This is a genomic window from Pseudomonas sp. WJP1 (genome assembly GCF_028471945.1).
In the GTDB taxonomy this organism is placed as follows: Bacteria; Pseudomonadota; Gammaproteobacteria; order Pseudomonadales; family Pseudomonadaceae; genus Aquipseudomonas.
This window is the reverse complement of sequence record NZ_CP110128.1, coordinates 3,926,725-3,941,082: the sequence shown is the minus strand read 5'-3', so window position 1 is coordinate 3,941,082 and position 14,358 is coordinate 3,926,725. Positions and strand designations below refer to the sequence as shown.

The following is a 14,358-nucleotide window of genomic DNA, read 5'->3' as shown; positions in this document are numbered from 1 at the left end:
GGGGCCCGATGTACAAATGGCAGTTATTCCTCGACAGCCTTCTCGACCTTGCTCGAGGCCGACCAGACCCGGTAGCGAACCTCGACGTCCTTGGGCACATAGAGCACGATCGGCAGTTTGCTGTTGTAGCGCAGCATGAAACCGTCACCGACCACCGGCACGAAATCCTGTTGGCGCTTGCCATCCGGGCAGGCCATCAGCGTGCTCATCGGACCGATGACTTTTTCCAGTCGATAGAACGGATACCCCCAACCTTGGAGGTTCTTCTCTTCGAGAATGCCGCCCAGGCGTTGGCGATTGCAGTCGACTTCCAGGGTCTTGCCAGCAAGAATCTGGACCTGGAAGTCGTCTTCACGGGTTTGCGGGGCGAGATGGATGACCTGGCGGGTGAAACCACTTTCCGGCTTCGGGAAGGGCGCAACTTCTTCGAGTTTTGCCCCGTGGGCGATGCTCGACAGCGTGACGGCGATCAGCCCGAGGGTGGTGCTGAGGGTCGATGAACCCATGATGCCTCCTTGCGTTTGTGTGGTTGAGCGGATTCTGGATCAGCCATTTTCGACGGCGGCAGTGGCCAATGCAAATCCTTTGCCTCAGCGTGCAAATTGCAGGGCCGCCAGCAGCTTTTTTCGCAATTTGCATGAGCGTTTTTACGAGACCTTACAATAAGTCCTTGAATTACCGATGAGCTGCACAGCGAAATTCAAGGCATGTTTTATGCTGTACCTGTTCTTAAGCTGACCGGGATTTCATATGAGTCAGTGTCGATGGTTAATTGGCAGTCTCACAACGGAGAGGGTCGCCATGTTTCTTTCTGCCTTGGAACTTCGCAATATCATTGAAAGCAGTTTTCTTCCGAGACGCTGTCAATGCACGCTGTCGCCTGACTTGTCCATGACTGTAAAAGTGTATGCGGATGGGGAAACCGATCAAATCGATCTGTTGAAAACCGGGATAAACGCCCAGCAACTCAATGGCTGTCGGGAAATCAACGAACTGATAGCCACGCTGCGTTCCGATCTTCAGCATCACCACACGGAACCCGGAAATACCCAGGGGATGCGCAAAGCGCTTTAAATCTTCCTTTCACGTTCCGCCAGTGCGCGCCGGGCCTGGCAAAGCGCCAGACCCTGCGCCAGCAACCAATCGGGCAACACGCCCCAGGTCAGCAAGCAAGGAAGTGTTCCCTGATTTTCCTCAGTTCTGATAACTGCAAGCGTCGGAAAGTTTTCGATAGGCGATTTCTTCAGGTTGGCCCGATTGTGAGTCGATGTACTTCATCGTCGCGGTAATCACTTCGCAGTCCAGGGTGGTGGGTTCGCTCAGCGCAATCACTTTGCCCACGTGCAATGGCATGCCGTAGTGGTAGGAAGGCACGTTTTGTGTGGAGGTGGTGTCATTGGCCTGTGCAACGCCGGCCGATGAAGCACAGACGAAGGCGATTGAAACGAGCAGGGCGCGCGAGTTCATGGGGCAATCTCCAGTGCAGATGCAAGTTAGCTCGACGTGTCGTCGAACCTGCCGCACTGGGCGTCAGAGGGCTCTGAGGGCGTGCGGTCCAGTAAAGTGTTGGACTGCGCGATTAAGCATTGGTTAACCCGGCTGAACGCCACCTGTCGTACTGCCACTACCGTTCGGCGGCATTTATCAGGTTAAAGCGGTCACTATTGAGACTAAAGTCGTCTGCAGTGTAAAAAAGCCTTCTGCCATCATTGCCGCTCACCCCGCGTGTTCACTTCAGCCCGGTCCTTTACAGGAGCGGATGAAGGCTATTTCTGGCGGATTGCGCCCTGACGCAATCGCTGCATTGTTGGAGTTTTTAATGCGTCCCCCTTTTACGTTCATCCGCGCCCGCCAGTCATTCGGCTTCGGTGCTCTGGTCCTGTGCGCCGGTTTTACCGCCCCGGTTCAGGCGAGCGGTTTTATCGACGACACCACAGCGAAAATCGAATCACGTACGGTGTATTTCAACCGCGACTTTCGTGACGGGCACACCTCCAACGAGCAGGGCGCATCCAAACGCGAAGAATCGGCCCAGGGCTTTATTCTCAATCTGCAATCGGGGTACACCGAGGGTACGCTGGGTTTCGGTGTCGATGCATTGGCCATGGCGGGATTCAAGCTCGATTCCAGCCCTGACAGCAGCAACAGTGGCCTGTTGCCGTCCAGCGGCAGTAACCCGCGTGGTTCGGCGGACGAGTACACCAAGCTCGGCCTGACCGCCAAAGTGCGCGTCTCGCAAAGCGTGCTGAAGTACGGCGCCCTGCTGCCGGATGTGCCGCTGCTCAAATATAACGACGGCCGCTTGCTGCCGACCATGTTCAACGGCGCGATGCTCACCTCCAGGGAAGTGCAGGACCTGAACTTCATGGCCGCGCGCCTGGACAAGTACACCGCCCGGGATTCCACCGATTCCCAGGACATCCGCGTGCACTGCAAGAACAAACGTTATGCCTGCAACATCACTGCCGATCATTTCGACATGTACGGCTTCGATTACAGGATCAACGAGCGGCTGACGGCTCAATATCACTACGCCGAACTTGAAGACATCTACCGTCAGCACTTCCTCGGATTGCTCGGCAACCAACCGCTGGGGGGCGGCGTGCTCAAGGCCGATCTGCGTTTGCTCAAGAGCGCCGACAGTGGCGCTGCCCGTGCCGGCTCCATCGACAACCGCGCCCTGAGCGCAATGCTTGCCTATGCCCTCGGCGGCCATACGTTCAGCGCTGGTTGGCAGCGCATGAACGGCGACAACTCGATGCCATACCTCGATGGTACCAATCCGTATCTGGTCAACTACGTGCAGGTCAACGACTTCGCCGCGGCGCAGGAACGTTCGTGGCAGCTGCGTTACGACTATGACTTCAAGGCCGTTGGCATCAACGGCCTGACGTTCCTGACCCGCTATGTGAACGGTGATCACATCAAGGTACCGGGCAGCGATCAGGAAGGCAAAGAGTGGGAACGCGACAGCGAACTCAAGTATGTGGTGCAGAGCGGGACGTTCAAGGACGTCAGCCTGCGGTTGCGCAATGCGACCTATCGCACCAACTACCAGCAATATGCCCGGGACGTGGATGAGACGCGGCTGATCGTCAGCTACAACTTTTCGATCCTGTAGCGCCTGAAAGATTGCCATCGCGAGCAGGCTCGCTCCCACATTGGACTGCGTCCTTCAGGGCAACTCGGTCAACTGTGGGAGCGAGCCTGCTCGCGATAGGGCCATCACATTCAACGCAACTCTATCTGATGGCGATACGGCAAATCCGGCCCGGTCTTGCTGCACGTCAGCGCAGCCGCCTGCACCGCAAACCTCACCATCGAGTCGATCTGCTGGCGACTCAGTTGCCGTACTCCCTCGACCGAATCCAGCCGTTGTTCGGTCAGCCAGGCAATCAACGCCGCCTGGAAGGTATCGCCAGCGCCCACGGTGTCGGCGATGACCACAGCGCAGGCCGGTACCGACCACGAGCCGTGCTCCCGACTGAACACCGTCGCACCTTCGCCACCTCGGGTCAGGAACACCAGCTGGCAGCGGTGTTGCAGCCATCCCTCGATCACCCGCGCCGGGTCCTGCCCGGGAAACAGCAGGCCCAGGTCCTCATCGCTGACCTTGATCAGATCGGCATGCTCGACCAAGGTGGCAACCCGCGAACGCCACAGCTCGATGTTCGGCTCCGGGTTAAGCCGCACGTTCGGATCAAGGCTGATCAGGCGCTTGCCGCTTTCCCGGCGCACCAGTTCCAGCAGCGTGTCGGCAATCGGCTGCACCACCAGGGAAAACGAACCGAAGTGCAAGCCACGCACGTGCGGCCCCAACGCCGGTAGATGCCCGGGTTGCAGCTGTCGATCCGCGCAGCCTTCGCCGCGGAAACTGTAGTGCGGCGAGCCATTGGCCCCGACCGCGACCATCGCCAGGGTGGTCGGTGCGGCAAAATCCACCAGATAGTCCGTGCGCACGCCTTCTTCCTCCAACACCTGGAGCAAGCGCCGGCCGAGGTAGTCGGTGGACAAGCCGGCCAACAACGCAGCCTCCACGCCCAAACGGCGCAAGCCCACCGCAACGTTGAAGGGCGAGCCACCGGCGATGGCCTTGAAATTCACTTTTGAAGCCAGGCCGCTGGCGTCGTTTTCACTGAAGAAATCGAACAGCGCTTCGCCACACACCAGATACATAGTTGTTCGCTCTTTATAGGGTTGCGACATGTTGTCGATAGCGTTCGTAGGCCAATCGCGAGGCTGCCACGTTTTGCGCGATCGGCAAGGTTTCGCTGGCCGGATCGAACTTCACGCAGCGCTCACACAGATCCGCCAGGCTGTCCTCATGCCCGGTTGCCCGGGACTTGCACCAGGCCGCCTGAATCGCCGCGCCAAGGGCGGCGGCTTCGCTTTGCTCGGGGCAGACGACTGTCATGTTCATGGTGTCGGCGACGATCTGCCGCCACACCGCGCTCCTGGCGCCACCACCGATCAGGCAGATGCGCTGGCTTTGTAAGCCATTGTGGCGCAGCAGGTCCAGTCCGTAACGCAAACCGAAGGTCGTGCCTTCCACAACGGCGCGACACAGATTGGCCCGGGTCAGGTTGGTCATGGTCAGTCCCAGTACGCTGCCGGTGGCATGGGGCAGGGCAGGGACGCGTTCGCCGTTGAGGAACGGCAGCATGCTCACCCCTTCGGCGCCGATGGGGGCCTGGGCAACGAGCGCATTGAAATGCTCGATATCCAGATCGAACAATTCTCGAATCGCCCCGGTGGCGTTGGTCAGGTTCATGGTGCAAATCAATGGCAGCCAACCGCCGCTGGATGAACAGAACGTAGCCACTGCCGCGTCCGCGCTGACGTTCGGTTGCTCGGCATAGGCGTACACCGTGCCGGACGAGCCGAGGCTCATGGTGATCGCACCCGGTGTGATGTTGCCGGTGCCGATGGCCCCCATCATGTTGTCGCCACCGCCGCTGGACACCAGCGCCTGCGGGTTGATGCCCAAGTGTTCGGCGATGCCCGGCAGCAGCGTGCCGACGGCTTGATGGGCATCGATCAGTTCCGGCAACGCGGCATGCAGACGCCCGCTGGGGTCGATGTCGCGCAGCAGCTGCACATCCCATTGGCGGGTACGTACGTTGAAATAGCCGGTGCCCGAGGCATCGCCGTATTCGCTGCAGCTACGACCGGTGAGCCAGAAGTTCAGGTAATCATGGGGCAGCAGGATGTGCGCGATGCGTGCAAACACATCGGGGTGCTGTTCCTGGGTCCAGAGTAGTTTTGAAACCGTGTAGCCCGGTGCAATCACCACGCCGAGGCGTTCCAGCGAGCCTTTTTCGCCTCCCAGATGGTTGAGCAGTCGATCGTTTTGCGCGGTGGTTTCGGTGTCGCACCAGAGCTTGGCCGGACGCAGGACCTGGCCTTGATCGTCGAGCAGCACCAGGCCATGTTGCTGGCCGGATACGCCGATGCCGAGGATGTCCTGGCCATCCGCATCCGCCGCCAGCAATGCACGTCGGGTGGAGAGGCTGAATGCCTCCAACCATTGCGCCGTGTCTTGCTCACGGCGCCCGTTGGCGCCGCTGATCAGCTTGTGCGCGGCGGCGCCCTGGCCCAGGACCTGGCCGCTGAACGCATCGAGGATGATGGCTTTGGTGCCTTGGGTGCCGCAGTCGATGCCGAGGAATAGTTGTTGGGTTGCCATGTTGGATCCTTGGTGTGTCAGTTCGATCGCGGTGAGTCCATTCGCGAGCAAGCCCGCTCCCACAGTGGTGCGGGGTGGAACATGGATTTGTGTACGTCGTTGACCCCTGTGGGAGCGGGCTTGCCCGCGATGACGTCAGAGGCTTCACCGCAATGCTTACGCCAGAATCCGCTCCAGAGTCCGCGTCACCCCAACCTCGCGCAAACTGTTGCAACACCACTCAAACGCCGCGACAAACTCCGCTGAACGTGGAATCGCCATACCAAAAATCTCCTCGACCGCCAGCAACCGCTGGGTAATCAATGCATCATCCGCCACCAGCGCCTGGCAGAACGCCGCCCTTGGGTCTGCAATGGCGTAAGTCTCGCCATGCTCATCCACCCCTTTCAAATACAACGCCCACGCGGCAACGACCAGCGCTGCGCGTTTAGTTTCCCGGCCATCGGCAATCAGGCGGTTGATGGTCGGCACGGTGAATTTGGGAAACTTCGACGAACCGTCCGAGCACACGCGCTCCAGTTGATCGGCAATCGCCTGGTTGGAGAAGCGTGCCACCAGGGTGTTCTTGTACTCGGTGAGGTCGATCCCCGGCACCGGCGACAGCTGCGGCGTGACGTCCAGGTCCATGTAGGCACGCATGTAGCGCACAAACAACGGGTCGTTCATGGTCTCGTGGACGAAGCGGTAGCCCTTGAGGAACCCCAGGTAGGTCAGGGCCAGGTGGCTGCCGTTGAGCAGCTTGATTTTCATTTCTTCATAGGGGCTGACGTCGTCGGTGAACTGCACGCCGACCTTTTCCCAGGCCGGGCGGCCGTTGACGAACTTGTCCTCCAGCACCCATTGCGCGAACGGTTCGCAGACCACCGGCCAGGCGTCGTCGACCCCGTGCCGGTCGGCCAGTTGCTGGCGATGTCGGGTGCTGGTCATCGGCGTAATGCGGTCGACCATGGCGTTGGGGAAGCTCACGTTGCGCTCGATCCAGTCGCGCAGATCGGCATCCAGCAGGGTGGCGAAGGCCAGCAGGGCGGTGCGGGTGACCGCGCCGTTGTGCGGCAGGTTATCGCAGGACATCAAGGTGAATGCCGGCGTGCCTGCCGCGCGGCGTTTGGCCAGGGCGGCGCAGAGGAAACCGAACACGGTTTTCGGGGCGTGCGGGTTCGACAGGTCGTGCTGGATCTGCGGCAGATGGGCCATGAACTCGCCGTTGCTGTCGTCGATGCAGTAGCCACCCTCGGTGATCGTCAGCGAAACGATGCGGATCTCGGGGCTGGCGAGTTTGTCGATCAGCGCCTGGGCATCGTCTTCGGCCAGCAGTATGTCGCGGATGGCACCGATGATTCGCACTTGAGTGTCGTCGGTATCGCCGAGCTCGAACAAGGTGAACAGGTAGTCCTGTTGTTGCAGATCATCCCGGGCCCGGCGATCTTCGCCGCGCAGACCGACGCCGCAGATCGCCCAGTCCAGACCTTCGCCCTGGTTCATCAACGCATCGGTGTAATACGCCTGGTGGGCGCGGTGGAAACCGCCGACGCCAATGTGCGCGATGCCGTGGCGGGTGTCGCTCAGGGCGTAGGCGGGTCGGACCACCTTGGGTGCAAGGCGCTGCAGGTTGTGTTTATCGAGTTTCATCACAGGCTCTCTGAATCAGGCAGCGAGGCGCAACGGGCGGGTCATCGCCACGCCGTCGGCATCGAACAAATGGCAGTGGCTGGCGTCCAGGTGCAGGCTCAAGGTCTCGCCGTAGCGGCTGGCCAGGTCGCCGCGCACACGCAGGGTCAAGGCTTCGCCGTTTGCTGTGCGCACGTGACAGAAGGTATCGCTGCCCAGGCGTTCGCTGACGTCGGCGGTGACCTGCAGCGTGCAGTCACCGGGTGCGGCCAGTTCCAGGTGTTCCGGGCGAATCCCCAAGGTGACGGCGTCGCCGACCCTCAGGCTGGCGCCGCTGAGCGGCAGACTGATGCGGGTGCCGGCATCCAGTTGCACTTCACAGCCTTGGCCGTCGACCCGGCTGACCTGGCCCTTGAGGAAACCCATTTTCGGTGTGCCGAGAAAGCCTGCGACAAACAGGTTGGCCGGCTGGTGATAGAGGTCCAGCGGCGAGCCGACCTGTTCGATTTTGCCGCCATTGAGCACCACGACTTTATCGGCCATGGTCATCGCTTCAACCTGGTCGTGAGTCACGTAGATCATGGTAGCTTGCAGCTCCTTGTGCAGGCGCAGCAGTTCAAGGCGCATCTGCACCCGCAGCGCGGCGTCGAGGTTGGACAGTGGTTCGTCGAACAGGAAAATTTTCGGATTGCGCACGATCGCCCGGCCAATCGCTACGCGTTGCCGTTGACCACCGGACAGCTGTTTGGGCTTGCGCTCGAGCATCGGTCCGAGCTCCAGGATGCGCGCCGCTTCACCGACTTTCTTCTCGACCTCGGCTTTCGGCACCCCGGCCAGGTCGAGGGCAAACGACATGTTCTTGCGCACGCTCATGTGCGGGTACAGGGCGTAGGTCTGGAACACCATCGCCAGGTCGCGCTTGGCCGGGCTGACTTCGGTGATGTCGCGGCCGTCGAGTTCGAGGGTGCCTCCGCTGACTTCTTCCAGCCCCGCGATCAGGCGCAGCAGGGTGGATTTGCCGCAACCGGACGGGCCGACGAACACCACGAACTCCTTGTCATTCACTTCCAGGTCGATGCCCTTGATGATGGAAAAGCCTTCGAAGCCTTTTTGCAGATTCTTGATTTTCAGGTTGGCCATGATGATGGGCCTCCACGTGTTGTTGTTATTTCACGGCGCCGAACGACAGCCCGCGCACCAGTTGTTTCTGGCTGATCCAGCCGAAGATCAGGATCGGCGCGCAGGCCAGGGTCGAGACCGCCGACAATTTGGCCCAGAACAACCCTTCGGGGCTTGAATAGGAGGCGATCAACGCGGTCAGTGGTGCGGCTTTCGATGAGGTCAGGTTCAGCGACCAGAAGGCCTCGTTCCAGCACAGGATCAGCGACAGCAGCACGGTCGAGGCCAGGCCGCCCTTGGCGATCGGCAGCAGTACCCGGAGCATTTCCTGCGTCAACGTTGCGCCATCCAGGCGGGCGGCTTCGAGGATGTCTTTCGGGATGTCCTTGAAGTAGGTGTAAATCATCCAGACCACGATCGGCAGGTTGATGAGGGTGTAGATCACGATCAGTGCGATGCGTGTGTCGAGCAGGCCAAAGCTCTTGGCCAGCAGGTAGATCGGCATCAGTACGCCCACTGGCGGCAGCATCTTGGTGGAGAGCATCCACAACAGCGTGCCTTTGGTGCGTTGGGTTTCGTAGAACGCCATTGAGTAGGCTGCCGGCACCGCGATCAGCAGGCACAGGGCCGTGGCGCTGAACGAAATCACCACTGAGTTCCAGGCGAAACTTGCGTAGTCGCTGCGCTCGTTGATGTGCAGGTAGTTTTCCAGCGTCGGGGTGAAGATGAACTGCGGCGGCGTGGCGAACGCATCGATTTCGGTCTTGAAACTGGTCAGCACCATCCAGAAGATCGGGAAGAAGATCAGGATCGCGATGGCCCAGGCCAGGGTGCCAAGCAGCAGGCTTTGCAGACGACGGGATTGTTGAAGGGTCATGGCGCGGGCCTCAGGCTTTGTCAGTCAGGTTTTTGCCGATCATGCGCACCAGCACGATGGCCGCGATGTTGGCGATCACCACCGCGATCAAGCCGCCTGCCGACGCCATGCCGACGTCGAACTGCACCAGCGCCTGGTTGTAGATCAGGTAGGCGAGGTTGGTCGAGGCGTAGCCGGGGCCGCCGTTGGTGGTGGTGAAGATTTCGGCGAACACCGAGAGCAGGAAGATGGTTTCGATCATCACCACCACTGCAATCGGTCGCGCCAGGTGCGGCAGGGTCAGGTGCCAGAAGATCGCGATGGGCCCGGCACCGTCCAGGCGCGCGGCTTCCTTCTGTTCCTGGTCGAGTGACTGCATGGCGGTCATCAGGATCAGGATCGCGAAGGGCAGCCATTGCCACGAGACAATGATGATGATCGACAGCAGCGGGTAGTGCGCTAGCCAGTCCACCGGTTGCGCACCGAACAGTTTCCAGACGTAGGCGAGAATCCCCGACACCGGATGGAAAATCAGGTTCTTCCAGATCAGCGCGCCGACCGTGGGCATGATGAAGAACGGCGAGATCAGCAGCACCCGCACGATGCCCCGCCCGAAAAAATCACTGGCTTCGAGCAGGGCGCTGATCAATACGCCGAGCACCACGCTGATCAGCAACACACTGCCTACCAGAACCAGGGTATTGGTGGCGCCGGGCATGAAACCGGAGTCGGTCAGGAAGTACGTGAAGTTTTCCAGCCCGACGAATTCGTTTTCACCCGGATTGAGCAGGTTGTAGCGAATCAGCGAAAAGTACAGGGTCATGCCCAGCGGCACGATCATCCACAACAGCAGCAGGGCTACCGAAGGGCTGACCAGAAACCAGCCGGGGTTGGCAAACCGCCTTTTGCGCAGCGGTTGAGGGATTTCCATGTGAGCTTTGACAGTTGAAATATTCATGATGATCAGAACCGATTAGGAACAGGCAAATGAAGATCAAATGTGGGAGCGGGCTTGCTCCGGGCGGCGTTCCGACGAAAGCGGAATTCCAGCCGCTGAAGATGCATCGGATGTACCGGCCTCTTCGCGAGCAAGCCCGCTCCCACATTTATGCGAGGTTACTTGGGGTAACCCGCGCGCTTCATCTCGCGTTCGGTGGTTTGCTGGGCAGCGGCCAGGGCCTGCTCAACCGGAGTCTGGCCAATCAACGCCGCGGAGAACGATTTGCCGACCTGGGTGCCTATGCCCTGGAACTCCGGGATGGTCACCAGCTGAATGCCGATATAGGGCACCGGTTTGAGCGTCGGCTTGCCCGGGTCCGCCGCCTTGAGCGATTCCAGCGTGACTTTGGCAAAAGGCGCGGCGTTCAAGTAGGCCTCGCTGTAGGTCGAGGCGCGGGTACCTGGCGGCACGTTGGCAATGCCGTCCTCTTGCGCGACCAGTGCACCGTATTCCCTGGACGTGGCCCAGGCACTGAAGGTTTTTGCCGCGTCCTTGGCCTTGGAGCTGGTCGGGATCGCCAGTGCCCAGGAGTACAACCAGGCCGAGCCTTTATCGGTAACCTCATGGGGCGCGTAGGTGAAACCGACGTGGTCGCTGACCTTGCTCTGGGTCTTGTCGGTGACGAACGAGCCGGCGACGCTGGCATCGACCCAGATCGCACATTTTCCGCTGTTGAACAGCGCCAGGTTTTCATTGAAGCCGTTGCTCGATGCCCCTGGCGGACCGGATTTTTTCATGGTGTCGACGTAGAAGTTCAGCGCGTTCTTCCATTCGGGTCCGTTGAATTGCGCTTTCCACTGCTCATCGAACCAACGTGCGCCGTAGGCGTTGGCCACGGTGGTGACCAGCGCCATGTTCTCGCCCCAGCCCGCTTTGCCGCGCAGGCAGATACCGTACTGTTCTTTATCCTTGTGGGTGAGTGTGTTGGCGAATTCGGCGATCTGGGTCCAGGTCGGGCGCTCGGGCATGGTCAGGCCGGCGTCCTTGAACAGGTCGGTACGGTAATAGGTGATGGAGCTTTCAGCGTAGAAGGGCAAGGCATACAGCGACCCCTTGACGGACAGGCCCTCGCGCACCGAGGGAAAAACATCGTCGAGAGCGTAGCTGGCCGGCAGGTCCTTCATCGGCTCCAGCCAACCTTTCGCGCCCCACAGTGCGGCTTCGTACATGCCGATGGTCAGTACATCGAACTGTCCACCCTGGGTGGCGATGTCAGTGGTCAGGCGCTGGCGCAGGACGTTTTCTTCGAGCACCACCCAGTTGAGCTGGATGTCCGGATGCTCGGTCTCGAAGGTTTTCGAGAGCTTTTGCATGCGAATCATGTCGCTGTTGTTGACGGTGGCGATCGTCAGGGTCTGGGCGCCAAGGCTGACGCTGCTGAGGGTCATGCAGGTGAAGGCAAGCAGAGCTTTTACAGAGGGTTGCATCGAGCACTCCTTTTCTGCACCCGGTGGGCCACAGAAGGACAGTTATTGTTTTTGTATCTTCCGAAGGCAGGAAGAATGTGCGCTGATTACAGCCTTCTATTGAGGGCGAGACAAATCATCCATCGCACTTGGATTGATACTATTTTGCACTGGGGTTTGGAGGGGGAGACGCAGAGAAGGGCTTTTTCAGCGGTGGGACGACATCGAATCCGTACAGGTTTTTGGGTTGAAATACAGCACCTGTGGGAGCGGGCTTGCCCGCGATGAGGCCGCCAGATCCGAAAGATAATTCGTCTGACAGTCCGCCATCGCGGGCAAGCCCGCTCCCACAGGGATTGTGTTTTAACCCAGGTTCTGCTCGGTCAACCGCTGCACCACCAACCGCCGGTAATGCGAAGGCGTCATGCCCTTGAGCTGCTGGAAACGCCGGTTGAAGTTGGAGATATTGTTGAAGCCTGACTCGAAGCACACGTCGGTCACCGGTTTGTCGCCATCGGCCAGCAGTTCGCAGGACTTGCTGATGCGCAGGCGGTTGACGAACTCGATGAAGCAGCGCCCGGTGGCCTGCTTGAACACGCGACTGAAGTAGGTCGGCTTCATGCCCAGGTGCTCGGCAACTTCCTCCAGCGGCAGATCGCGGGCGTAGTGGGCGAAGATGTAATCCACCGCGCGGTTGGTGCGATCGATGTTGTGCTCGTCGGCCAGCTGCGGCGTCGTCGCGCCAGACAGCAGTTGATAGTCTTCGCAGGCCGCGAGCAACTCCAGCAGTATGAAAAAGTGTCCGAGGCGGGTCATGCCCTGGGTGTCGGCGATGCGCTGCATCAGGTCCATCGCCTTGCCGATCGTGTGTTTGCAGCGAAACTCGATGCCGTACTGCGCGCGTTCCAGAAGCGGCGCCAGGCTCTTGAGCTCGGCGAACACCTGGTAGCCGCTGTCGAACAGCTCGTCGGTGAAGTTGACCAGCATGTCGCGCTTGGGCACCACCTCATCTTCGGCCACCTGGCTGATCCAGTTGTGTGGCAGGTTGGGGCCCGTGAGAAACAGGGTTTGCGGATAGAAGTTGCCGATGTAGTCGCCAATGAACACCTTGCCTGAACTGGCGACGATCAGGTGCAGCTCGTATTCCTTGTGAAAATGCCAGCGCACCAGGGGGCAGGGGAAACCGTGCTGGCGATAGATGATGGACAGCCCGTTATGGTCGTCCATCAGTTCATAGGAAGGGTCGGTAACGCGGGTGGCTCGGCTCATGTCGGGACGCTTTTATTGTTATCGCACGTCGATCATGCCTCTTTCACGGGCAAATTTGCCAGCGTGTTACCCGTGTGGCCTGGATCTTCAGCACTCGGCTTTATGGCGATTCTTGGCTTCAATCCATTGCGCCATGTATTGGGTGCTCTTGTGTTGATGATGACGCAGCATGCCGCCGGTAAAGTTGTCTCTTCTGATCGACATCAGGTGTTGGCGGCAATGCTCGAGCCGTGCAATCAGTGCCGGCCCGTGAATGCGTGGCTGGTAACGACTCGCCAGCAGGTCCAGTCCCAGGGTCTGGGCATTGAGCCACTGCGCCTTGTCCTGATGGAGCTGCACGGCGCAATCGGCAAATGACCTGGCGGTGCGGGTGATCGCCCCCGGCCATGGCTCGCCTGCATGCATGGCTTCTGCGCCGATGGGCGTGGTGACATTGGGCGTGCCACAGAGCATTGCATCGACAATCTTGCCTTTGATGCCCGCGCCAAAGCGCAACGGTGCCATGCACACCCGTGCCGCCGACATCACTTGCAGGGCGTCCGGCGCCCAGTTCATCACATGGAACCCCTGCGCCGCGTTATGCAGCGCGGTCGCCTTGGGCGGTGTATAGGCGCCGTAGATGTGCAGCTGAGCCGTGGGTAATTGCTGGCGAATCATTGGCCAGATGGTGTTTTTCAACCAGAGCACCGCATCCCAGTTGGGGGCATGGCGAAAATTGCCGATGTGAATAAAATTCGCCCGCTCTTCGAATGGTGTCAGCGCATGGGGGGGTACATCCACCATCAGCGGGCACCAATGCAACAGGCTGCGCGGCAGCTTGAAGTGCTCGACCAGCAACTCGATCTCCACTTGCGAGATCATCAGGTTCAAGTCGCAACGATAGATGGCCGCGATCTCTCGCTTGGCCAGGTCGGTCTCGGCCATGAGCTCGAATTCCTCGCGCAATGCCGGCACGAACAGTTCGTTGAAGTCATCGTCATCGTCACTGGCCTTCAAACGATCCTTGAGCCGTTGATGGCGAGCGTGGCGCAGGCTTTGCAAATCCTGGGTCCCGAGTACGCGCAAGGCATTCGGGCAGTGTTTTTCGACACGCCAGCCGAACTGTTCTTCCATCATGAATTGTTCGAACAGCACGATATCCGGAGCGAGTTCGCTGATGAACGTGTCGAAACTGCTGTTGTTCAGCTCGATGGGTACTTCACGAATGCCCAGCACCGTCAGGTCTTCCTGGTGCTCGCCAGCCCCGGCGGGACTGCTGAAGGTAACGTCCCAGCCCTGCTGCAGGAAAGCACCGAGCAGTTGCATTACATGCCCACCGGCCGCAGAAGAGCGAGGCTCGGGCCAGACGTAACCAATGACCAGGACTTTGGTTGCGTGGGGCAGGGTCATTGTTGTTCCTTCGGGCAGGTTATCG

General features: G+C 59.9%; 13 protein-coding genes. 2 read left to right on the top strand and 11 right to left on the bottom strand.

All coding sequences use genetic code 11. The features are described 5' to 3' along the window. Positions 1–23 precede the first annotated feature (23 nt). Positions 24–506, bottom strand: a complete 483-nt coding sequence (gene eco, locus OH720_RS17530) for a serine protease inhibitor ecotin (protein ID WP_272602212.1) — start codon at positions 504–506, stop codon at positions 24–26. A gap of 295 nt (positions 507–801) precedes the next feature. Here eco and OH720_RS17525 point away from each other — a divergent pair, with 295 nt between their 5' ends. Next, on the top strand, positions 802–1,074 hold the full coding sequence (locus OH720_RS17525) for a DUF1652 domain-containing protein (protein WP_272602211.1): 273 nt from the start codon (positions 802–804) through the stop codon (positions 1,072–1,074). A 120-nt stretch (positions 1,075–1,194) separates the two neighbouring features. Here the strand turns inward: OH720_RS17525 and OH720_RS17520 are convergent, their stop codons facing one another. Beyond that, the gene (locus OH720_RS17520; protein ID WP_272602210.1) at positions 1,195–1,467 is read right to left on the bottom strand and encodes a DUF2790 domain-containing protein; all 273 of its coding nucleotides are present in this window, start codon (positions 1,465–1,467) and stop codon (positions 1,195–1,197) included. A 352-nt stretch (positions 1,468–1,819) separates the two neighbouring features. On the opposite strand from OH720_RS17520, the gene OH720_RS17515 reads away from it, so the two are divergent. Next, positions 1,820–3,121: an OprD family porin gene (locus tag OH720_RS17515; protein WP_272602209.1), complete on the top strand. Its 1,302-nt coding sequence runs from the start codon at positions 1,820–1,822 to the stop codon at positions 3,119–3,121. Positions 3,122–3,231: 110 nt separating this feature from the next. Here the strand turns inward: OH720_RS17515 and OH720_RS17510 are convergent, their stop codons facing one another. The 9 genes from OH720_RS17510 to OH720_RS17470 all read right to left on the bottom strand — a co-directional run bounded on the left by OH720_RS17510 (position 3,232) and on the right by OH720_RS17470 (position 14,333). Then, on the bottom strand, positions 3,232–4,176 hold the full coding sequence (locus OH720_RS17510; protein ID WP_272602208.1) for a carbohydrate kinase family protein: 945 nt from the start codon (positions 4,174–4,176) through the stop codon (positions 3,232–3,234). Positions 4,177–4,189: 13 nt separating this feature from the next. Further along, entirely contained in the window at positions 4,190–5,686 is a 1,497-nt protein-coding gene (gene xylB / locus OH720_RS17505; protein ID WP_272602207.1) for a xylulokinase, read from the bottom strand. A 156-nt stretch (positions 5,687–5,842) separates the two neighbouring features. Then, positions 5,843–7,315: a mannitol dehydrogenase family protein gene (locus OH720_RS17500; RefSeq protein WP_272602206.1), complete on the bottom strand. Its 1,473-nt coding sequence runs from the start codon at positions 7,313–7,315 to the stop codon at positions 5,843–5,845. Between the two features lie 15 nt (positions 7,316–7,330). After that, on the bottom strand, positions 7,331–8,434 hold the full coding sequence (locus OH720_RS17495) for an ABC transporter ATP-binding protein (RefSeq protein WP_272602205.1): 1,104 nt from the start codon (positions 8,432–8,434) through the stop codon (positions 7,331–7,333). 25 nt (positions 8,435–8,459) lie between these two features. Next, entirely contained in the window at positions 8,460–9,290 is an 831-nt protein-coding gene (locus tag OH720_RS17490; RefSeq protein WP_272602204.1) for a carbohydrate ABC transporter permease, read from the bottom strand. 10 nt (positions 9,291–9,300) lie between these two features. Then, positions 9,301–10,227 carry a carbohydrate ABC transporter permease gene (locus tag OH720_RS17485; RefSeq protein WP_442967198.1) on the bottom strand — a complete coding sequence of 309 codons (927 nt, stop codon included), beginning with the start codon at positions 10,225–10,227 and terminating at the stop codon, positions 9,301–9,303. A 158-nt stretch (positions 10,228–10,385) separates the two neighbouring features. Continuing rightward, positions 10,386–11,696 (bottom strand): ABC transporter substrate-binding protein, encoded by a 1,311-nt coding sequence (locus OH720_RS17480; protein WP_272602203.1) that lies wholly within the window; start codon positions 11,694–11,696, stop codon positions 10,386–10,388. A gap of 342 nt (positions 11,697–12,038) precedes the next feature. Next, positions 12,039–12,944 (bottom strand): AraC family transcriptional regulator, encoded by a 906-nt coding sequence (locus tag OH720_RS17475; RefSeq protein ID WP_272602202.1) that lies wholly within the window; start codon positions 12,942–12,944, stop codon positions 12,039–12,041. Between the two features lie 87 nt (positions 12,945–13,031). Continuing rightward, positions 13,032–14,333 carry a glycosyltransferase gene (locus OH720_RS17470; protein WP_272602201.1) on the bottom strand — a complete coding sequence of 434 codons (1,302 nt, stop codon included), beginning with the start codon at positions 14,331–14,333 and terminating at the stop codon, positions 13,032–13,034. Between the last annotated feature and the right edge of the window lie 25 nt (positions 14,334–14,358).

Coding starts and splice junctions, on each gene's coding strand:
- OH720_RS17520 (WP_272602210.1), bottom strand. CDS start 1,467: ATGAACTCGCGCGCCCTGCTCGTTTCAATCGCCTTCGTCTGTGCTTCA.
- OH720_RS17500 (WP_272602206.1), bottom strand. CDS start 7,315: ATGAAACTCGATAAACACAACCTGCAGCGCCTTGCACCCAAGGTGGTC.
- xylB (WP_272602207.1), bottom strand. CDS start 5,686: ATGGCAACCCAACAACTATTCCTCGGCATCGACTGCGGCACCCAAGGC.
- OH720_RS17525 (WP_272602211.1), top strand. CDS start 802: ATGTTTCTTTCTGCCTTGGAACTTCGCAATATCATTGAAAGCAGTTTT.
- OH720_RS17495 (WP_272602205.1), bottom strand. CDS start 8,434: ATGGCCAACCTGAAAATCAAGAATCTGCAAAAAGGCTTCGAAGGCTTT.
- OH720_RS17470 (WP_272602201.1), bottom strand. CDS start 14,333: ATGACCCTGCCCCACGCAACCAAAGTCCTGGTCATTGGTTACGTCTGG.
- OH720_RS17490 (WP_272602204.1), bottom strand. CDS start 9,290: ATGACCCTTCAACAATCCCGTCGTCTGCAAAGCCTGCTGCTTGGCACC.
- OH720_RS17515 (WP_272602209.1), top strand. CDS start 1,820: ATGCGTCCCCCTTTTACGTTCATCCGCGCCCGCCAGTCATTCGGCTTC.
- OH720_RS17510 (WP_272602208.1), bottom strand. CDS start 4,176: ATGTATCTGGTGTGTGGCGAAGCGCTGTTCGATTTCTTCAGTGAAAAC.
- OH720_RS17480 (WP_272602203.1), bottom strand. CDS start 11,696: ATGCAACCCTCTGTAAAAGCTCTGCTTGCCTTCACCTGCATGACCCTC.
- OH720_RS17475 (WP_272602202.1), bottom strand. CDS start 12,944: ATGAGCCGAGCCACCCGCGTTACCGACCCTTCCTATGAACTGATGGAC.
- OH720_RS17485 (WP_442967198.1), bottom strand. CDS start 10,227: ATGAATATTTCAACTGTCAAAGCTCACATGGAAATCCCTCAACCGCTG.
- eco (WP_272602212.1), bottom strand. CDS start 506: ATGGGTTCATCGACCCTCAGCACCACCCTCGGGCTGATCGCCGTCACG.